The 20,055-nt window shown below is 46.8% G+C and carries 20 protein-coding genes; 14 read left to right on the forward strand and 6 right to left on the reverse strand.

Annotated elements, in window-relative coordinates; all coding sequences use genetic code 11:
• The first annotated feature begins 16 nt into the window (after nt 1-16).
• From dnaJ to CLV82_RS12985, 6 genes are all read left to right on the forward strand, one after another.
• Entirely contained in the window at nt 17-1,132 is a 1,116-nt protein-coding gene (gene dnaJ / locus CLV82_RS12960) for a molecular chaperone DnaJ (RefSeq protein WP_133644773.1), read from the forward strand.
• A 275-nt stretch (nt 1,133-1,407) separates the two neighbouring features.
• Nucleotides 1,408-2,343: an ABC transporter ATP-binding protein gene (locus tag CLV82_RS12965; RefSeq protein ID WP_133644774.1), complete on the forward strand. Its 936-nt coding sequence runs from the start codon at nt 1,408-1,410 to the stop codon at nt 2,341-2,343.
• On the forward strand, nt 2,336-3,676 hold the full coding sequence (locus CLV82_RS12970) for an ABC transporter permease (RefSeq protein ID WP_133644775.1): 1,341 nt from the start codon (nt 2,336-2,338) through the stop codon (nt 3,674-3,676). The genes CLV82_RS12965 and CLV82_RS12970 overlap by 8 nt, the downstream gene beginning before the upstream one ends.
• A complete protein-coding gene (locus tag CLV82_RS12975; protein WP_243744217.1) occupies nt 3,661-4,617 on the forward strand; it encodes a mechanosensitive ion channel family protein in 957 nt (318 codons plus the stop codon). Before CLV82_RS12970 ends, CLV82_RS12975 begins: the two co-directional genes overlap by 16 nt.
• Nucleotides 4,618-4,711: 94 nt before the next feature.
• On the forward strand, nt 4,712-5,488 hold the full coding sequence (locus tag CLV82_RS12980) for a DUF6268 family outer membrane beta-barrel protein (RefSeq protein ID WP_243744218.1): 777 nt from the start codon (nt 4,712-4,714) through the stop codon (nt 5,486-5,488).
• Between the two features lie 12 nt (nt 5,489-5,500).
• On the forward strand, nt 5,501-6,664 hold the full coding sequence (locus tag CLV82_RS12985; protein ID WP_133644777.1) for a sigma-54-dependent transcriptional regulator: 1,164 nt from the start codon (nt 5,501-5,503) through the stop codon (nt 6,662-6,664).
• 10 nt (nt 6,665-6,674) lie between these two features.
• Here CLV82_RS12985 and CLV82_RS12990 read toward each other — a convergent pair whose 3' ends face one another.
• Nucleotides 6,675-7,358 carry a hypothetical protein gene (locus CLV82_RS12990; RefSeq protein WP_133644778.1) on the reverse strand — a complete coding sequence of 228 codons (684 nt, stop codon included), beginning with the start codon at nt 7,356-7,358 and terminating at the stop codon, nt 6,675-6,677.
• 190 nt (nt 7,359-7,548) lie between these two features.
• Between CLV82_RS12990 and CLV82_RS12995 the strand changes: the two genes are divergently transcribed.
• From CLV82_RS12995 to CLV82_RS13005, 3 genes are read left to right on the forward strand one after another with little or no spacing between them, the layout of a single operon-like run.
• On the forward strand, nt 7,549-8,433 hold the full coding sequence (locus CLV82_RS12995; RefSeq protein WP_133644779.1) for a PPK2 family polyphosphate kinase: 885 nt from the start codon (nt 7,549-7,551) through the stop codon (nt 8,431-8,433).
• Nucleotides 8,430-9,824: a M20/M25/M40 family metallo-hydrolase gene (locus CLV82_RS13000; protein WP_133644780.1), complete on the forward strand. Its 1,395-nt coding sequence runs from the start codon at nt 8,430-8,432 to the stop codon at nt 9,822-9,824. The genes CLV82_RS12995 and CLV82_RS13000 overlap by 4 nt, the downstream gene beginning before the upstream one ends.
• A 55-nt stretch (nt 9,825-9,879) precedes the next feature.
• The gene (locus tag CLV82_RS13005; protein ID WP_133644781.1) at nt 9,880-10,812 is read left to right on the forward strand and encodes a peptidylprolyl isomerase; all 933 of its coding nucleotides are present in this window, start codon (nt 9,880-9,882) and stop codon (nt 10,810-10,812) included.
• Nucleotides 10,813-11,119: 307 nt separating this feature from the next.
• Here the strand turns inward: CLV82_RS13005 and CLV82_RS13010 are convergent, their stop codons facing one another.
• On the reverse strand, nt 11,120-11,314 hold the full coding sequence (locus CLV82_RS13010; RefSeq protein WP_133644782.1) for a cold-shock protein: 195 nt from the start codon (nt 11,312-11,314) through the stop codon (nt 11,120-11,122).
• 393 nt (nt 11,315-11,707) lie between these two features.
• Here CLV82_RS13010 and CLV82_RS13015 point away from each other — a divergent pair, with 393 nt between their 5' ends.
• Nucleotides 11,708-12,532, forward strand: coding sequence for a hypothetical protein (locus CLV82_RS13015; RefSeq protein ID WP_133644783.1), 825 nt, complete (start codon nt 11,708-11,710; stop codon nt 12,530-12,532).
• A 38-nt stretch (nt 12,533-12,570) separates the two neighbouring features.
• On the opposite strand, the gene CLV82_RS13020 is transcribed toward CLV82_RS13015, so the two are convergent.
• Complete coding sequence (locus tag CLV82_RS13020) at nt 12,571-13,209, reverse strand: peroxiredoxin (protein ID WP_133644784.1); 639 nt, start codon at nt 13,207-13,209, stop codon at nt 12,571-12,573.
• 181 nt (nt 13,210-13,390) lie between these two features.
• On the opposite strand from CLV82_RS13020, the gene CLV82_RS13025 reads away from it, so the two are divergent.
• The gene (locus tag CLV82_RS13025) at nt 13,391-13,945 is read left to right on the forward strand and encodes a YfiT family bacillithiol transferase (protein WP_133644785.1); all 555 of its coding nucleotides are present in this window, start codon (nt 13,391-13,393) and stop codon (nt 13,943-13,945) included.
• Nucleotides 13,946-13,947: 2 nt separating this feature from the next.
• Here CLV82_RS13025 and CLV82_RS13030 read toward each other — a convergent pair whose 3' ends face one another.
• Nucleotides 13,948-14,505, reverse strand: coding sequence for a thioredoxin family protein (locus tag CLV82_RS13030; RefSeq protein ID WP_133644786.1), 558 nt, complete (start codon nt 14,503-14,505; stop codon nt 13,948-13,950).
• 194 nt (nt 14,506-14,699) lie between these two features.
• On the opposite strand from CLV82_RS13030, the gene CLV82_RS13035 reads away from it, so the two are divergent.
• The 3 genes from CLV82_RS13035 (at nt 14,700) to CLV82_RS13045 (ending at nt 17,039) form a co-directional block, all read left to right on the forward strand.
• On the forward strand, nt 14,700-15,005 hold the full coding sequence (locus tag CLV82_RS13035) for a phosphoribosylpyrophosphate synthetase (protein WP_133644787.1): 306 nt from the start codon (nt 14,700-14,702) through the stop codon (nt 15,003-15,005).
• 76 nt (nt 15,006-15,081) lie between these two features.
• Nucleotides 15,082-15,999 carry a bile acid:sodium symporter family protein gene (locus CLV82_RS13040; RefSeq protein ID WP_133644788.1) on the forward strand — a complete coding sequence of 306 codons (918 nt, stop codon included), beginning with the start codon at nt 15,082-15,084 and terminating at the stop codon, nt 15,997-15,999.
• Nucleotides 15,996-17,039 (forward strand): 1-acyl-sn-glycerol-3-phosphate acyltransferase, encoded by a 1,044-nt coding sequence (locus CLV82_RS13045; protein WP_133644789.1) that lies wholly within the window; start codon nt 15,996-15,998, stop codon nt 17,037-17,039. The genes CLV82_RS13040 and CLV82_RS13045 overlap by 4 nt, the downstream gene beginning before the upstream one ends.
• A gap of 11 nt (nt 17,040-17,050) precedes the next feature.
• On the opposite strand, the gene CLV82_RS13050 is transcribed toward CLV82_RS13045, so the two are convergent.
• Together CLV82_RS13050 and CLV82_RS13055 are read right to left on the reverse strand one after the other, a co-directional pair.
• Complete coding sequence (locus CLV82_RS13050; protein ID WP_243744219.1) at nt 17,051-19,576, reverse strand: M14 family metallopeptidase; 2,526 nt, start codon at nt 19,574-19,576, stop codon at nt 17,051-17,053.
• Between the two features lie 77 nt (nt 19,577-19,653).
• A complete protein-coding gene (locus tag CLV82_RS13055) occupies nt 19,654-20,025 on the reverse strand; it encodes a PUR family DNA/RNA-binding protein (protein WP_133644790.1) in 372 nt (123 codons plus the stop codon).
• Between the last annotated feature and the right edge of the window lie 30 nt (nt 20,026-20,055).

Consider the following 20,055-nt stretch of genomic DNA (forward strand, 5'->3'; position numbering starts at 1 on the left):
AATTTGAAAGCATCTGATGAAGCAGGATTATTATGAAATACTAGGTATCGATAAAGGTGCCAGTGCAGCGGAAATTAAAAAGGCTTATCGAAAGAAGGCCATTCAATACCACCCGGATAAAAACCCGGGAGACAGTAAGGCAGAAGAGATGTTCAAGAAGGCTGCCGAAGCTTACGAGGTATTGAGCGACCCTGACAAGAGAGCCCGATATGACCAATATGGCCATGCTGCATTTGAAGGCGGTGGTTTCGGCGGTGGCGGAATGAACATGGACGATATCTTCAGCCAGTTCGGTGATATCTTCGGAAGCGCCTTCGGTGGAGGCTTCGGAGGTTTCGGTGGATTTGGCGGGGGAGGTCAGCGACGTGTCAAAGGAAGCAACCTGCGTATCCGCGTTAAGCTCACTTTGGAAGAAGTAGCTAACGGCGTTGAGAAGAAAGTAAAAGTGAAGCGAAAAATGCAGGCTGCCGGGGTCACTTATAAAACATGCCCGACCTGTAACGGGGCCGGACAGGTGACGAAGATCACCAATACCATCCTGGGAAGAATGCAGACGGCGACAAGCTGTTCCAGTTGCGGTGGCAGCGGGCAAGTGATAGATCACAGGCCTGCAGGTGCCGATGCACAGGGGCTGGAGATGAAAGAAGAAACTGTATCCATAAAAATACCAGCAGGAGTTGAAGAAGGCATGCAGTTAAAGGTCAGTGGTAAAGGGAACGAAGCTCCCGGGAACGGATTCCCCGGAGATCTACTGGTTGCCATAGAGACCGAGGAACATCCTACCCTCAAGAGGGAAGGGGATAACCTGCATTATGATCTCTATATCAGTTTTCCTGATGCGGTACTCGGTACGTCTAAAGAGATCGATACTGTTGGCGGGAAAGTTCGTATTAAGCTCGAAGCCGGTATACAATCCGGTAAGATCTTAAGACTGCGCGGTAAAGGGATCAGCAGCATCAACGGCTATGGTGCCGGGGACCTGTTGGTTCATGTGAATGTATGGACGCCCAAGGATCTGAATAAGGAACAGCGAGACTTCTTTGAAAAGATGCAGCAGCATGAAAATTTTGAGCCAAACCCGGAGGCATCGGACAAATCCTTCTTTGAGAAGGTGAAAGACATGTTCTCCTAAGATTTTGATCCTATTAAAATAAAAAATGTATATTTGAAATAATATTGGGAGACCAATATTAATTTTCTTTTTCATAGCAATTTTTTTCCCATCCTTAATCCAATTAAGGGTGGGTTTTGTTTTTCAGGGCTGTCCCAAACAGAACTGAAATGACTGTAACATGCTGTTTGCGTGATATTTGAGTTGAATATTGACTTCCCACAGCTGTTTTAAAACAATGTGTTAATCCACAACCTTTTTTGGAGCAAATCTATATCTTTGGGAAAATTGCTTTCATGAGTATTATCCTGGCTGCAGAGCAGGTTTCCAAACAGTTCGGATCCCATACTGCCCTCAATAAGGTTTCCTTAGAAATACCAAAAAACAGCATCTACGGCTTACTGGGTCCCAATGGCGCCGGTAAGACCACCCTCATCCGTATTATCAACCAGATCACTTACCCGGACTCGGGCAGCGTATATTTTGATGGCGAGCCTTTGCAGCCTAAGCATATTGCCATGATAGGTTACCTGCCGGAAGAACGCGGGCTATATAAAAGCATGAAAGTAGGGGAGCAGGCGCTCTACCTGGCCCAGCTGAAAGGAATGGGTAAAGCCGAGGCTAAACAGAAACTCAAATTCTGGTTTGACCGCCTCGACATCGGTGACTGGTGGAATAAAAAAATACAGGAGCTCTCTAAGGGGATGGCCCAGAAGATACAGTTTATAGTCACGGTCCTGCATCAGCCCAAACTCCTGATATTTGATGAGCCATTCAGTGGTTTTGATCCCATAAACGCCAACATTATAAAAGACGAGATCCTGAAACTCAGGGAACAGGGTACCTCTATCATATTTTCAACACACAGGATGGAATCCGTGGAAGAGCTGTGCGAGTATATCGCCTTACTGCACAATTCCGAAAAGATCCTGGATGGCAAGTTGTCGGAGATCAAAAGGGCGTATAAGAACAATATCTTTAAAGTTGGACTGGAAACTGAAAACGGGGACGACTTGTTGAAAGAGCTGGCCCTTACTTTCCAGATCTCCGATACTACTTACGACCCCCAGGATAGGCAGCTTAACTTCCGGGTGCAATTACCTTCCGATGATACCCGGGATTTCCTGGCCCATATCGCAGCCAGGGCCAGTATCAATAATTTCCTGGAGACCATTCCGTCGGCCAACGATATTTTTATCCAAACTATTCAAAGAAAGAATCTAGATGAGTAAACTGGGTCTTATCATCCGCAGGGAATACCTGGCCAAGGTCAGGAACAAATCGTTTGTGATCATGACCTTCCTTTCTCCCATACTGATGGTGGGAATGGTGGTGCTGATCGCATACCTGACCAAAGTGAATGACAGTGACAAACGTGTGATTGCCATCCTGAACGAAAGCAGTTATTTTCAGAATGATTTTACGATCACCCCCAGTACTTCTTACGTCACTTTTAAGGGGCTCAGCCTGGAGAAAGCTATGGACAGTACAAGTAATATGGGGTTTTACGGCCTTCTGCATATACCAGAAAGTTCTTCCCTTCTCACCGCTGCTGAAAATTCCTCTTTCTATACCCGGGATACGCCCAGTTCTTCGGTTGTCGACATCATCGAGGATGTTTTCCAGGAACGTATCCGGGAAGAAAAGCTGGAATCAATGGGCGTCTCCAGTGCCCAATACGCCGATATCCGGGACCAGTACGAGATCCGTACCGCGACCTTCACCGGGAAAGTCAACGTAAAGGGAATAAATGAAATAAAAGCGATCATCGGGGGCGGCTTTGGTTACATGATCATGATGTTCATCATTATCTACGGGGGCTTCGTCATGCGAAGCGTCATCGAAGAAAAGACGAGCCGGGTCATCGAGGTTATCATTTCTTCGGTGAAACCTTTTCAGCTCATGCTCGGGAAGATCATCGGAAATTCACTGGCAGGGATAACTCAGTTTGCTATCTGGATCATTTCCGCTGCGTTACTGATGTCTGCATTGGTCGTCTTCCTGGATATAGATCCCTCTGGACTTAATAATTCCGCGTCAATGGCCGGTGGCGGGATGAGCAGCCTGGCACCAAATCCGGCTGCCGATAATGCTACCCTGCAACGCTATGCCGAAGAACTTTTCCAGATCCCCTGGCTTATGCTGATCTCCTTCTTCGTGCTTTATTTCCTGCTGGGATATCTAATCTATAGTTCGATATATGCCGCTATCGGTGCCGCAGTGGATAACGAAACAGATACGCAACAGTTCATTTTCCCCATAATACTACCGCTGATGCTGGCTATCTATGTGGGATTCTTTTCTGTCTTTAATAACCCCCATGGACCTATAGCCGTCGGGTTTTCCTTATTTCCCCTGACCTCTCCCATCGTCATGATGATGCGTTTACCGGGAGGTATTGGGGAGGGTGGCGTACCTTTTTGGCAGGTCCTGACGTCCCTGGTACTGCTTTTTGGTACCTTTATGGGCATAGTGTGGCTGGCTGCCAAGATATACCGGGTGGGCATACTCATGTACGGCAAGAAACCTTCGTACAAGGAATTAATTAAATGGCTAAGATACTGATGGTTCTACAGGATTCAGAGACTTCAAAAGTAAAGGAGATCATCAAAGAGGATGTCTGGTCTACGATCAAGGAATTCCTCAACCTCGGGTTACACCTTGGGGAAGGAGAAGGTTCTATACATATTACTATAGGACTGCTCTTGCTCCTGACCCTGGCTTTCATCGTGACATCTTTCCTCCTGAAGTGGTTACGCAGGATACTTACCAGGAAAATGGAGGGGGAAGACAAGATGAAATTCATCAGCGTCTTTAAATTCATAAATTATATCGTCTATGTGGCAGTGATCCTTGCGACGATGAGTGCAGCTGGGATCAATGTAACCTTGTTGCTAACAGCTTCAGCCGCCCTTTTTGTCGGGTTGGGGCTTGCATTGCAAGAACTCTTCCAGGATATTATTGCCGGAATATTTATCATTTCAGATAAATCACTCCATGTGGGCGATATTGTAGAGGTGGATGGTAAAGTAGGGAAGGTCTTCGAAATCAAACTACGTTCCACAAGGGCTCTTACCCGGGATGACAAGGTGCTGATCATCCCTAACCATAAGTTCCTGAGCGATATTATCTATAATTATACCCAGAACCATAAAACAACCCGTGAATCTGTGTCGGTTGGAGTTGCTTATGGAAGTGATGTGGATCTGGTCACCGATCTCCTGCTTCAATCCGTGGCCGATCAGAAAGGGGTATTACAAAATCCCAAACCTTTTGTACTCTTTAATGATTTCGGGGATTCAGCCCTGCTCTTTTCAATCAACTATTTTACTTCGGATAGTTTTGGTGCACCGCGGATCAAAAGCCAGATACGCTATAAGATCGATGCTAAATTCCGTGAAAACAACGTTACCATACCTTTCCCGCAGCGCGATGTACATATATTTCAGCAACAGCCCTTTCGCCACAGTAGTGTAAGAAATAATAAGGAAGGGGAGGGGTCTTGATATGAGCAGGAGCCTACTGAGTCTGTTTTTGATTTTTGTTTGCTGTTCGGCCTGGTCACAAAGTACAGACCTCTTCAGGGCAGAATATACCATCTTGCCAAAAGATGATTCCGACATAAGGGTAGCCCGGTACCGCTTCCTGGTGAATGTTCCTTTTAAAGTAACCGAAGACCAGTACCTGGTCACCGGGGCTGAATATAACCAGGTCGTGGTAGGAAGTGACAGGGAATTGCCCTTTGATGAAAAGCAGATAGAAAAACTGCACGTGATCGACCTGAACCTGGGGTATATTTTTAAATGGAACGAAGATTGGAGATTCGTGGCCATCCTCAGTCCCCGGCTGGCATCGAACCTGGTTGGAGGGATACAGGGAAGGGACCTGAAAATGAATGCTACTGCCACGTTCTGGAAGGAGAAGAAAGATGCTGAGAAACCTTACAGGCTGGTACTGGGACTCAGTTATAATGCAACGACCGGCCTGCCATTCCCTCTGCCACTTGTCAGTTACTACAGGCGCTTTCACCCGGATTGGTCATTTGCCCTAGGGGTACCAAAATCCCAATTGAAATACCACCTGGATAAACGCCATACCCTGGAAACGGCACTGTTTTTGGATGGCTATTTTGTGAACATACAGGATGACCTTATTTTTGATGATAATTCCCGGGCAGCCTCCATCTCATTATCCGCTTTGGTTGCAGCTTTGGGTTACCAGTATAACATAGATAAGCATATTTCCCTTTTTGCAATGGCAGGATACACGGTGACCCAGGATGGTGTACTCCGCGACGACCGGAGGAAGAATGTATACGTACTGAATGACCAGGGAAATATCTATTTTAGGACTGGATTTAAGGTCTCATTATTTTAAAAAACAATTGCAATGTCAAAAATACTGGTTATAGAAGATGAATCCGCCATCCGGAGGGTTCTGGTGAAGATACTTTCAGAGGAAAATGAGGCTTACCAGGTTGAAGAGGCTGAGCACGGAGCTGCAGGCCTGGACCTCGTAAAGAAGAATGATTACGACCTGGTCCTCTGTGATATCAAAATGCCGCGGATGGATGGAGTGGAAGTGTTACAGGAAGCACGAAAACTAAAGCCCGAGGTGCCCTTTATCATGATCTCCGGTCATGGTGACCTGGATACCGCTGTCAATACCATGCGCCTGGGCGCCTTTGATTACATTTCCAAGCCACCGGATCTGAACAGGCTTCTGACGACTGTGCGCAATGCCCTGGATCGTAAGGAACTGGTTGTGGAGAACAAGATACTGAAGAAGAAGGTCAGCAAGAATTACGAGATGGTAGGCAAGAGCAAGGAGATCGATGCCATCAAGGAGATAATAGATAAAGTGGCACCCACAGATGCAAGGGTGCTTATCACCGGGGAGAATGGTACGGGAAAAGAGCTTGTCGCACACTGGATTCACCAGAAAAGTGATCGTAGTGATGCTCCGTTTATCGAAGTGAATTGCGCAGCCATCCCCTCAGAACTAATAGAGAGTGAACTTTTCGGGCATGTGAAAGGGGCTTTTACATCTGCTGTAAAAGACCGTGCGGGGAAATTTGAAGCCGCGAACAAGGGTACGATCTTCCTGGATGAAGTGGGAGATATGAGCCTGTCTGCCCAGGCTAAAGTGTTACGGGCCCTGCAGGAAAACAAGATTTCACGGGTAGGTACGGATAAGGATATCAAGGTGGATGTGCGTGTAGTGGCGGCCACCAATAAGGATCTCCAGAAAGAGATCGCGGAAGGTAATTTCCGGGAGGATCTCTACCACAGGCTCGCCGTTATCCTGGTTAGAGTACCGGCACTGAACGACCGGAGGGAGGATATACCGTTACTTATTGAACACTTCGCTTCCAAGATTGCCGAGGAACACGGCAGCAGTCCCAAAAAGTTCAGCGCTAAAGCGGTAGAACTTCTTAAAGGCTATAACTGGACCGGGAATATCCGTGAACTCAGGAACGTTGTGGAACGACTCATCATTCTCGGTGGAGATACTGTGTCCGAAGAGGATGTGAAACTCTTTGCCAGTAAATAACCGGTTGTAATTAATTAGCACAATCCAGCAGGCGAGTCATGGCCCGCGAGGTTATCAGCTGGGTGCGATAATGGTAATACTGTTGCGCCTCGGTCAGGTCTTTCCTGAGCAATTGCTGCTCCGAATGCTTATAGATCTTTTCTGCAAAAGCAAAGGCTTCTTCACAATTCACCGTCTCTACCACCAGCTCAAGGGATTCTTTATAACCCTGTAAGGATCGGTCTATGCGTTCCTGCATGGCTACAGTATCCTTTATTGAGGGATCACTTATTGCAACTGTCGGATCCAATTTGATCAGTTCGTCAGCATAAGGGCTGATATGGAACAGGTCGTGCTGGTTGATGGCTTCCTTGGTTTCCAGGGTAAGTTCCAGGGACTGGAATAAAAGGATCTTACCGCCTCTCATGTTGTCTGCCTTGACAGCCCGTTTCAGAAGTTCCAGGCTTTCCAGGAGAATATCCCTGGCTTCTTTACAGCCACAGGATTCCATTTGTTTCCTTGAATTCTCTATGCCGTTGATAGCTTTATAGGCAAAATATCGCGCCATTTTGAGCTCTGTCGCAGCGATAGCCTTTTCGGTCTGGGATTGTATAAATGAAATATTGGAGCCGGCATAGGCACAATCTTTCTTATTTCCGAAAGATGACAGCACTGCCCACAGGCAGATCAGTAGTAGGGGAAGGCCTCTTTTCATGGCGTAAGTGTTTGAATATGTAGGATTTGGGAAGATTAAAGATAGCTTGGGACGAGCTTGCGGCCTCAATTAATCGTCAAAAAGGAAGTTTGTAGGGATAAACAAACAAAAACATACTGATTCGATGTCCTGTTTAGTGATTTTTATGCCTTGAGGCAGGTGCATCCCGAAAAAATGTTATTTTTCTTGTATGAAATCAATCCAACCAGAAGATTACAGGGCCAGTTCCGATGTGGTTTTAAAAGAAAACCGCACCTACCAGGACTTTGAACTGGACAAAAAAGACTTAAAAGAAGAACTTCAACGGGTGCGTAAAAAACTGGGCGACTTCCAGAATACGATGTATGCCCACGGAAAATACGCCGTACTGATCTGCCTCCAGGGTATGGATACTGCAGGAAAAGACAGCCTGGTCCGTGAAGTTTTTAAGGATTTTAATGCAAGGGGGGTGGTCGTACATAGTTTTAAGGTCCCTACCGAACTAGAACGCGATCACGATTACCTGTGGAGGCACTATATCGCCTTACCGGCACGAGGGAAATTCGGGGTATTCAATCGAACCCATTATGAGAATGTCCTGGTGACCCGGGTGCACCCTGAATATATCCTGGGTGAGAATTTACCCGGGGTAGAGAGTGTGGCCGATATTGACGAGGCATTCTGGGACAGACGTTTTGACCAGATAAACGATTTTGAAAGACATCTCGCAGAGAACGGTACCCTTGTGTTCAAATTCTTCCTGCATATTTCCAAGGAAGAACAACGGCAGCGTCTCCTTAGGCGGTTACGCCTGAAGCACAAGCATTGGAAATTTTCCCCCGGAGATCTGGAAGAGCGGAAATTATGGGATCTGTATATGGACTGTTACCAGGATGCCATCAGGCGTACTACCCATGACCACGCTCCCTGGTTCGTTGTTCCTGCTGATAATAAGAATGCAGCCAGGGTCATCGTGGCGTCAATACTGTGGGAAGCGTTAAATAAATACAAAGATATCGTAGAGCCCGAACTCGATGAGAAAATAAGGGCTAATATTGCTGAATACAAACAGCAACTGGAAAACGAAAAAGAATGAAAAAACTACTTGTATTGCTGCTTCTGGCGACATTTGCCCAGGCACAGACCAAGGACGAACAACAAATCAGATCTTTATATGATGCCGCCCTGACCGAGGGCAAAGCTTACGACTGGTTGAATCACTTATCTAACCAGATCGGGGGAAGATTGTCAGGCTCAGTACAGGCAGAGCAAGCAGTGAAATATACTAAGCAAGAACTGGAAAAATTAGGACTGGACCGCGTATGGCTTCAACCGGTGATGGTTCCCAAATGGGTTCGTGGTACTCCCGAGTATGCCTTTATAGAGACAAAGCCGGGTCTTACCAATAATGTACCGGTCTGTGCCCTTGGCGGATCTGTTGCCACGCCTCTTGGAGGGATAAAGGCAGGCGTAGTAGAAGTTAAAGGGATAGAGGAACTGGAACAACTTGGAAGAAAGAATATAGAAGGGAAGATCGTATTCTTTAACCGACCCATGGAAGCCACCCAGATCAACACTTTTAAGGCATATGGCGGTTGTGTGGACCAGCGCTACAGCGGGGCCATGGAAGCTGCAAAATTCGGGGCAGCAGCGGTAATAGTAAGGTCGATGAACCTGAGGCTGGACGACCTTCCGCATACTGGTTCTATGAGCTACGGAGATCTGCCCGTATCCGAAAGGATCCCTGCTGCAGCGATCAGTACGAATGGGGCCGAGTTCCTCAGCACCACCCTTAAACTTCAGCCGGACATCAAATTCTACCTGAAACAGAATTGCAAGCAATTAGAAGATGTTCAGTCCTATAACGTGATCGGGGAGGTTCGTGGAACTGAAGAACCAGAAAAGATCATGGTCGTTGGTGGTCACCTGGATTCATGGGACCTAGGCGACGGGTCTCACGATGACGGCGCAGGTTGCGTTCAAAGTATGGAAGTTCTCCGCTTGTTCAAAGAAACGGGTTATAAACCTAAAAAGACCCTAAGGGTAGTATTGTTTATGAATGAAGAGAACGGTCTTAGGGGAGGCACGGAATACGCCGCCCAGGCAGCGAAAAAGAAGGAAAAACATGTTTTTGCCCTCGAGAGCGATGCCGGCGGCTTCAGCCCACGGGGTTTTAATTTTGATGCTCCCCAGGGCTTTATGAAAACCGTAGAGAGCTGGAAACCATTGTTGGAACCGTACCTGCTTCACCAGTTCGTAAGTGGAGGTGGCGGTGCGGATATAGGTCCCTTAAGGGGTGAAGGTGTTATCCTGGCTGGATTAATGCCTGATTCGCAGCGCTACTTTGACCATCATCATGCTGAGAACGATACTTTTGAGCATGTCAATAAAAGAGAACTGGAATTGGGAGCAGCAGCCATGGCCAGCCTCATTTACCTCTATGATAACTACGGAGATGAATCTACTGCTATGGATAATGGGAAATAAGCCAGTGTCTGAACGGTGGTAATTGATTATCTTTGCGCCTTAAAATTCAAATAACATGCAGGACGGAATATATGCGAAGTTCAAAACCGCCAAGGGTAATATCCTGGTGGAGCTGACTTATGAAAAAACACCTGGGACAGCAGGAAATTTTGTTGCCCTGGCAGAAGGTAAAATGCCTAATAAAGCTAAGGGCGAAGGGGAACCTTATTACGATGGATTAAAATTTCACAGGGTAATACCTGATTTTATGATACAGGGGGGCTGCCCCCAGGGAACAGGGACCGGTGACCCGGGTTATAAGTTTGACGATGAATTCCATCCGGAACTCGTTCACGACGGACCCGGAGTATTGTCTATGGCAAATGCCGGGCCGGGCACTAACGGAAGCCAGTTCTTCATTACTCATGGTGCTACTCCATGGTTAGACAACAAGCATACAGTATTTGGTAAGGTAGTTGAAGGCCAGGATGTTGTTGATGCCATTGCACAGGGGGATAAGATTGAAGAAGTAGAGATCATCCGCGAGGGGCAGAAAGCATCAGAGTGGGATGCCCTGGAAGCTTTCCGCAAATTTGAAAGCTCAGGAGAAGAAAGACGCCAGGCAGAGAAAGCTAAAGCAGAAGCTGAACTGGATAAGATCGCAGCAGGTTTTGAAAAGACAGACAGTGGCCTGCGATATAAAATCATCCAGAAAGGAGATGGTCCCCAGGCTGAGAAAGGGAAGACTGTATCTGTGCACTACGAAGGCGCCCTGACCGATGGCCGAGTATTTGACTCTTCATACAAGAGAAAGCAGCCCATCGATTTTAAGCTGGGAATCGGGCAGGTGATCCGGGGTTGGGACGAAGGTATATCCCTATTAAAAGTGGGTGATAAAGCTCGTTTTGTGATCCCTTCAGAACTGGCCTATGGAAGTGCAGGCGCAGGTGGAGTGATTCCGCCGGATGCTACCCTCGTTTTTGACGTAGAATTAATGAAAGTGGGATAATCCAAAATTTCGCCCCTGCGGGGTAGCGAACCCATTGAACCCCTGGACCTGTCGGACCGGGGGTTTTTTTATTTGGAGCGGAAAAGACTGTAGCCCAGCATCAGGATGTTTAGTAATACCAGCAGGCAAAGCAGTTCTAAGAATACAGACATAGTTTGTGTTTTACAGCGGGGGAACTATTTCTTATTAAAGAACAACCAGGGAACCTGAAACCCTACCGGCAGTTCTGTATTTTTATTAATTGGGCTTGTAAAAAAAAATCCCGGCCAACTGGCCGGGATTCTATAAAAAAAAATAACGTTAGTGCCTAGTCGATTACTGTCACATTTACGGCGTTCATTCCTTTTTTGCCTTGTTGTAGTTCAAATTCTACAACATCACCTTCACGTACTTCGTCAATTAAGCCGGAAATGTGTACAAAGTGCTCTTCTTCTGAACCATCCTCCTTGATGAAACCATATCCTTTGGTGTCATTGAAGAATTTTACTGTTCCTTTACTCATAATAGATAATTAAAAATATTGATATATAATCTGGCGAAGATACGGTAAATAATTGAAAAAAGGCATTTTAGGGATTCTTATTGTAAAAAAATTAGCACTACCCGGCCGGGGCTCCGTGGATCCGGTATCTTATCAAGACGTTCTATCAGGGATCTGAACAACTTTGGCTGTTTAATTTCAATAACTGTTCATTATTTGTGGTACAGTATACTGGTTGAAGTTATTATGCTGATTAGGCGTAATTTAAATATGCACTGGTTAAAAAATTTCCTTATCTTTCTAATACCTCCCCCGGCAGTTACCTTTATTGTCGGATTCCCTCTGTACGCATCATATATCGGACCTGCATCAAAATCCCCCGGAATTTGAATTGCTAGTAACCAAAAATGTGATATGATGAAAAAAGTCTACCTATTTTTAATTTCCTGCCTCGGGCTTATGCTTATGCCCGACATGCAACTGTATGCCCAGGAAGAAAGCGCACAAAAACCGGCCTATATAACTGTCACTACTCTCCACTGGAACATGGATAAGGAGGATTTTGATATGGATAAGTGGAAGGCCATGGAAAAGGAATACTTTGATAAAGTTACCGCCAAGAACGAACACATCATAGGCTCAGGGGTCTATCTGCACCGTTTTACCCCAGATAACAGGGAATTAATATCTGTTACGGTTTACCCAAGCTGGGAAGCTATCGATAAATCCGGAGCACGTGACGGGGAACTGGTAAAGGAGGGCTGGCCGGATGAACAGGCAAGAAAAGCTTTTTTCGATGATCGTAATTCCTATTATTCGGACTTTCATTCTGATGAGATCTACGCGCCAATGGATAACGTAAAGCCGCTGACCAGCCCGGGAGAAAAGATACTACTGGTGCGCCGTAGTCAACTCAAATTTCCACAGGATGGCTCTTACGACGAATTCAATAAAGCTCATACAGACTACGTGAATAATGTCTTTAAGAAGAATGATCTTGTAAAGGGGTATTACCCTGTAATGCACGCCTGGGGCGCAGACCGTAGAGAAATGGTGGAGGCCTTTTACGTGGATTCCATGGATGACCTGGATAAAATGTTTGAAAAGAATAACGAGTTATTCATGGCCAAATGGAACACCGATGAACTGAGGGAGGAAATGCAGGCGATGGCTACCAAGTATTTCACCGGGGTTCACGGCGACTATATCTATACCATGGTACCGGAATTACGGAAGTAGAAGTAAATTGAAAAGAGCGCCAACTGGCGCTCTTCTTCTTATGCTGTAGGATCCGGGGTCAGTCTCAGGTATGGCCTGATTTCCTCCACTCCACCGCTGAACATTTCTTTGGCTTCATCTGTAGGGATAGACGGGCTTACTACTACTTTTTCACCATGCTTCCAGTTGGCAGGAGTAGCCACCTTGTGATAGGCGGTCAGTTGCAGCGAATCGATCACCCGCAGCAGCTCGTGAAAATTTCTTCCGGTAGATGCGGGGTAGGTAAGTATCAGTTTAACCGTTTTGTCCGGGGCGACAATATAGACCGATCTTACGGTCTGGGTGTCGTCTGCATTCGGATGGATCATATCATAAAGGTCTGAAACCTTCTTGTCCTCATCCGCAATGATAGGAAAATTGACCGTAGTCTTCTGAGTGTCGTTAATGTCTTTGATCCATTCCTGGTGAGAAGTGATTCCGTCAACACTGAGTGCGATCATCTTTACATTGCGTTTATCAAACTCATCCTTGAACTTTGCTGCGGTGCCCAGTTCCGTGGTGCATACCGGGGTGAAATCCGCCGGGTGTGAGAACAGTATTCCCCAGCTGTCTCCCAGGTATTCATAAAAATTAAGCTGCCCTTCAGAACTCTGTGCCGTAAAATCCGGGGCTTTATCCCCTAAACGTATAGTTGCCATCTGTTACATGTTTATCTGGTTAATATCCTATAAAATTAATAGACTTTATAGAGTTAATCATATCCCGCAGGTTAAATATCTATTAAATTTATAGCAGGCATCTGTTTTTCTGGTTAATCTTGGTGGGTTAGAAACAGCGAAGTTATGCCCTTGTGCAGCTTCGGTAAATAATTTTCATATAATGGACGGACATGAGCTCGAAACACTACGCTACCCCATAGGCCATTTTGTTAAACCGGAGAACATCACGGGTATGATCCTGGCAGACTGGATCGCAGAGCTGGAAGCCTTACCGGTAGACCTGGCTGACCTGGTACGAAATTGTACCAAGTCGCAGCTTGACACGCCCTACCGGCCCGGGGGATGGACGGTAAGACAGGTGGTCCACCACCTGGCAGACAGTCACCATCACAGCTATACTCGCTATAAATGGGCCCTGACAGAAGACAGTCCTGTGATCAAAGCCTATGATGAAAAGGCCTGGGCAGAACTGCCCGATGTAAGATCAGCATCCATAGAACTATCCCTTGACCACCTGCAGGTAGTACATTCAAAACTGGTGAATTTACTCAGGGCAATGTCTGCGGATGATTTTAAGAGAGAATTTATCCACCCGGTAGGGGACAGGCGTATTACACTGGAAGTGAATACCGGTCATTACGCCTGGCACGGCAAACACCACTATGCCCATATTGAACGGCTGGCAGAAAGGGAAGGTTGGATCCCGGAATTATAGGCTCAGGATTTCCATTTGATGTTGCAGCCGATACTGGGCTTCTGCTCCTGGTCTATTGCCTCGCCTGAAAGCAGCTTGTCCAGGGCATTCCTGAGATCCTTCCCGCTGAGGGGGATGTCGTTACCCGGCCTGGAATCGTCCAGTTGGCCGCGGTAGACCAGTTTCAATTCCGCGTCGAAGAGATAGAAATCCGGGGTACAGGCCGCGTCATATGCTTTAGCTGTCTCCTGGGTTTCATCGTAAAGGTAAGGAAAGGTGTATCCTTCTTCCCTTGCGGTAACTTTCATCAGGTCGGGGGCGTCTTGTGGGTAATTCTCCACGTCGTTGCTGGAGATAGCGGCAAACCCTATCCCTTTGGACTGGTATTCCCTGCCCAGTTTAGCAATTTCAGGATTAACGTGTTTAACGAAAGGGCAATGGTTGCAGATAAACATGATCACTGTCCCTTTATCGCCTTTAACGGAATGCAGGTTACGGGTCTTATCGCTTACGGTATCCATCAGGCTGAATTCTGGCGCTACAGTGCCAAGTGCGAGCATATTGCTGGGAGTTCTTGCCATGATCTGAGAGTTTATGGGTTTTATGAACCAGGTTCAAATTTTAATTAATGGGGTCAGGAATGCAGCTTCCCCATCCGTATTTTTATAACGGGAATATAATCATTAAGATCGGGAGTTCAAATCTTATGTCATAAGTGCAGGATTTGCATTTTGCATGAACAATGAGTATTTTAAACTTAATTGAAAAAGAAATTATGGACAAAACATATACATCACTATCTATCGCCATCTCTGCACTGCAGAAAGAAGGATATACAGAGGATTTTAACCTTTGTGACGATGGCCTGGAGAACAAAAAACGTAAGACTGTTCACCCGGCCAATGAACTGGAGGTTGTTAAGCACTATCGTTTTGAAGGTATGACCAATCCCGCTGATAATACAGTGCTTTACGTGATCGAAACAAAGTCCGGGGAAAAAGGACTGTTGGTGGACGCCTACGGGGCATATTCCGGTCAGATGCCCGAGGGTATGGTCCAGAAACTAAAGATCGACTACTGAAATTCCCGGGCGCTGGTTTCACTGTAACCAAAAGCTTATCTTGCCACGGTTATAATCATTATCTGAGCCGTACTTCTTGGAACAGCAACTGGACACCTTACAGATCAATTTCAGCCCGGAGAACCTGTGGATACTGAATATAGCCCTGGCCTTTGTCATGTACGGCATCGCGCTGGAGATCAGCCTGTCCGATTTTAAGCGACTCTGGATCGCTCCCCGTCCAATTTTCACCGGTCTCTTATCACAATTCCTGTTACTTCCGGCCCTTACATTTATCCTGGTACTTCTGATAAGACCCGAACCGGGGATCGCCCTGGGCATGTTTTTGGTGGCGGCCTGTCCCGGAGGAAATGTATCAAATTTCATGACTTACCTTGCAGGAGGAAATAACGCACTGTTTGTTAGTCTTACCGCCCTGGCAACCCTCCTGGCGGTTATGATGACACCTTTTAACCTACAATTCTGGGGTAGTTTATACGGACCTACGGAGGAGATACTGGAACAGGTGGCGGTGGCTCCGGCAGAGATGGTGAAATTAGTACTCCTGCTACTGGCTATTCCCCTGGTACTGGGAATGCTTACCCGTCATTATTATCCGCGCCTGGCGAATGTCCTGGCCAAAAAACTGAAATGGACCAGCCTTTTGTTCTTTCTCCTGCTCATCCTGCTGGCCCTGTATGACAATAGTCAACTACTGGTCTCCCGGTTACAAAGTGTATTCTGGATCGTACTGCTGCATAACGCCCTGGCCCTTTCGGCGGGCTATACTATTGCAACCCTGATGAAACTGGATGGGCAGGACCGGAGGACTCTCGCCATTGAGACAGGTATTCAGAACTCCGGCTTGGGACTTTTACTGATCTTTACGTTCTTTGAGCAGTTGGGAACAATGGCCTTACTTACCGCGGTCTGGGGGATTTGGCACCTGGTATCCGGGCTGGCCATTTCAGGCTACTGGAGTTCCCGACCTCTAACCAAAAATATTCCGGGATGAGAGAATTCTCATATGCCTTACTTAAGAAACTGATCCGCTTCGGGTTTTCCTGTTATTACCAAGAGGTCGGGATGCACGGATTAAAGGAGCTGCCAACGGATAAGCCCATGCTTATCTTACCTAATCACCAGAATGCCCTGCTCGACCCCCTTCTTATCGCCGCCTTTGCTTATGAAAGTCCGTTTTTCTTAACCCGGGCTGATGTCTTCACGGGAGGGCTGCTTGAATCCTTCTTCCGCTTCCTGCATATGATTCCTATCTATCGCCTGCGAGACGGCAGGGATACCCTGGGCAGGAATGAAGCAGTTTTCTCGCAATGTACCCGGTTACTGGCAAACGATAAAAGCATAGTGATGTTCCCGGAGGCGAACCACAACCTGCAACGCCGGGTAAGACCATTGAGCAAGGGGTTTACACGGATACTTTTTGGCGCACTGGAGGCCATTCCCGGGAAGGAGATCTATGTAGTCCCGGTTGGGATAAATTTTGTCCGGGGTGAAGGGTTTCCTGATCGGGTAGCTTTTTATTTTGATCAACCCATCCCGACCCGTTCTTTTTACAAGCCGGATGATGAACGTTCATCCGTATTTGCCGTCAGGGACAAGGTCTCTTCCCGTCTCAGGGAATTAACCACGCATATCCCGGAACAATTTTATTCAGAAGTGAGTAGTGTTCTTGATAGTATGCCAGTAGATTACACGGACCCGGTAGCCACAAACAGGATGGTGAGGGAAATCATGTGGGGTAAGATTACAGAGCAGAATGTGGGAATAACAAAAAAAATAACCGGCAGATTGTGGGACGGAATCTTTATCCTCCTCAATCTGCCGGTCGTGCTACTCTGGAAATTTGTTGTAAAGCCCCGGGTATCCGAACCTGAATTTCTCAGTACTACCAGGTTTTTATTTGCTTTACTGATCTACCCGCTTATCTACATATTGCTGCTCATCTTCTTGCCCCGGGGACCATTCCCGGGTTTTATTCCGGGAGCTTTGTTGCTGCATTTCCTTTTTAACCAGCTGTACGTAAAATTTCGCTGAACAATCGCATATTACATGCTCGGTCCAAAGAACACAGCATTCATCAGCAATTTGTTGGTGCCGTACCAGAACGCCCTGAAATTGGTGTTATCGGTAAATACCATGATACGTCCCTTTCCTTTTCGTTCTACTTTAAAAGGTACACTGTTCTTTAACAGCTCCATATTCTCTTCAGATACATACCCGCTCAGGAGTGGGTTATCGGTGTAGCGGATCGGGTTGTTGTAACTGTCCTTGTCGGGCTCTAGGTAAATATTCGTGTTCCTGAATACCGGCAAGAGTTCATCGGCATAGCCGAAATTCACCGGGTGCGAACGGTCTAAGCGGGCTTCAAATATAGTACCACTGGTCTCCTGTGCTCCCCTGAAATCATTTCTGCGGTCAAAGGGAACATTCTTGGCGACAAGAGTGTCCTTTTTCATTTCCAGCTTCATCATCTTGTGTTTCTTGAACCAGTTGGCTGTATTACTGTAACCGATCAGCGTACCGCCGGATCTCACCCATTGGTCCAGTTTCTTTGCCGCTGCAGAATCCAGGACGGAGGTGCTGTACACACTTGGAATAATAATATCCGTGTAATCACTCAGATCCACTCGCTGCAGGTATTCTGTACCGATCTTGGTGATCTGCATATCATAGCGGGTATCGAATAAATGCCAGATCTCTCCTGCATCATAGGAACGAATACCAGAGCCAACGATCAAAGCTACTTTCTGCTTTTTCACAGGGTCAAATTCATTACTTCCCAGGTCAATTCCCTGTGTATAACCGGTGCTCACACCGTGGATCTGCAGGTAACTGTCCATGGCAACCTCTGTAAGGAAATCATGGATGGCCTGTGGATCCATATCCTGGTTAGCCACCGGGACCATGATAGTGCCATAGTCATATTTCCTGCCTTCCAGGGTGAAAGGCCCTTTCGCTACTTTGGCCCGGAGCCCCTTGTTAACGATACGGTTCAGGGCTTTAGGGGTAAAATACTCGTGCCATTCAAACAGGTAGGCATAATTACTCTTCTTATCCACACTTCCACTGAGCGGCTGTAGTTGCTCTACAGGCTGGCCCGCTGCGTCCAGGGATCCCAGGGAGGCGTAGTCAACGTTAAAGGCGAGGGGGAAGGTCCAGGCAGAAATGTCGTAAAAAAGACTGTCTTTGAAGGTCGTTCTTTTTTCAAACATAGCCTTCAGCAGCCTGTAATTTTTCTGGTTAGACGGTGCTATATATGCTTTTCCCGCTGTAAATGATTCTCCTCCAACCTTGAGGTCTTTCTCGAGGGGGTGGATCTTGATCTTATGCTGTTCCAGGATCTTGGCCAGTTCCCAGGTGGCTGCCTGGTTTTCAGGACTGCCAAATACAAAACCTTTCATCCGGTCCTTGCCGGCTTCATTTCGCACGTTGTTATAGAAATCCTGCTGGTATTTCAGGATCTTTTCCCTCATTTTCTCAGCAGCTTCGATAGTCGATACCGCGGTGGTAAACTGGTTCCTGATCGTGAACGGAAATGTAAGAACACCGTTCTCACTTTCCTGTATATGACCCCTGGAACTACCCTGTTCAAAAAGGATTCCGATACTTCCGTTTACATCCGGAAAGGTTGAACCTTTTCCATAGTAGTAATCGTCGTAATTTTCCTCGGTATAATAAAGGGACCCGATCCCATCCAGTGCTTTAGCGTGGTACGACCCGATCTCAGCGGTGAGTTGCTGGTTCATCTCCGGGGTAAGGGGGTGAACCCTGTCCGGTTCCCCAGGCTGGAAGAAGAAGGTAGAATTGGTGCCCATCTCGTGGTGGTCTGTGAGTATGTTAGGCAGCCATTTGTGAAAAGTGGCAAGCCTCGCTTTACTCTCCGGCAATTGTACCGGAAGCCAGTCCCTGTTCAGGTCAAACCAGTAGTGGTTAGTTCTTCCTCCCGGCCATACTTCGTGATATTCTCGTTCATTATTATCGGGGTTCAGGTTCATGCTCCTGTTGGCATTGGCCCAGTACGCGAATCGCTGCAACCCGTCCGGGTTAAAGGAAGGGTCAAGGAGTATCACCATATTTTCCAATTTATTTTCTATGTCCTGCCCCTCTGCGGCCGCCAGGTGGTAGGCATATGCCAGGGCAGCATTGGCACCACTGGGTTCATTTCCATGAACGGAGAAACCCTGGTAAACTACGATAGGACGGTCAGTGCCCTTTTCGGCTCCACCTGCTTCTGTAGCCGCCAGGTGTTCCCTGCGGATCTCTTCTATTTTAGCCAGGTTGGCAGGGGAACTGATGGTGAGCAGGAGAATGGGACGACCTTCGTAGGTTGATCCCCGGCTTTCCAGCTGGATTCGGTCGCTGCTCTTTGCCAGTGCCTGGTAGTACTGCACCAGCTTATCGTGGGTGACATGCCATTCTCCAACTTCATGCCCTATGATCTCCTTAGGGGTTGGAATTTCGGAATTATAAGTTGTGCCTTCCGGCAGGTAATAGGAAAGGCTGAGGTCCTCTTGACCCTGGACCAGGGGCATCACCGCCAGGGCGACCCATAAAAATGTTTTTTTAAGCATGAGAATACTGATTACTAAAGGTGTTAAACAAAAACGACCCTGTGGATGAGGGCCGTTGTAAATGGTATAGGTGTGATTTAAATGTCGTCAAAATCGATGTCGGTGAATTTCTCAGTGGTTTTAGCCTCTGCTTTATCATCCAGCTCCTCTTTCTTGAAATCTTTCTGGTGTCTTTCCGAGATAACCTCTGTTCCTTTTTCATCGATGATATAATCCATCATTTCCTCCATGATCTCACGGAAGGAAGCAAAGTCTTCTTTATACAGGTAGATCTTGTGTTTCTTGTAGTGAAACGATCCGTCATCATGTGTGAACTTTTTACTTTCGGTAATTGTCAGGTAATAATCTCCTGCCTTTGTGCTGCGTACATCGAAAAAATAAGTGCGCCTTCCAGCTCTTAAAACTTTAGAATAAATTTCTTCCTGTTCCATTAATTCTTTTTCGCTCATTACATCGGTTATCTAGTTAGTATTTGCTAT

It is taken from the genome of Zeaxanthinibacter enoshimensis, assembly GCF_004362865.1.
GTDB lineage: Bacteria > Bacteroidota > Bacteroidia > Flavobacteriales > Flavobacteriaceae > Zeaxanthinibacter > Zeaxanthinibacter enoshimensis.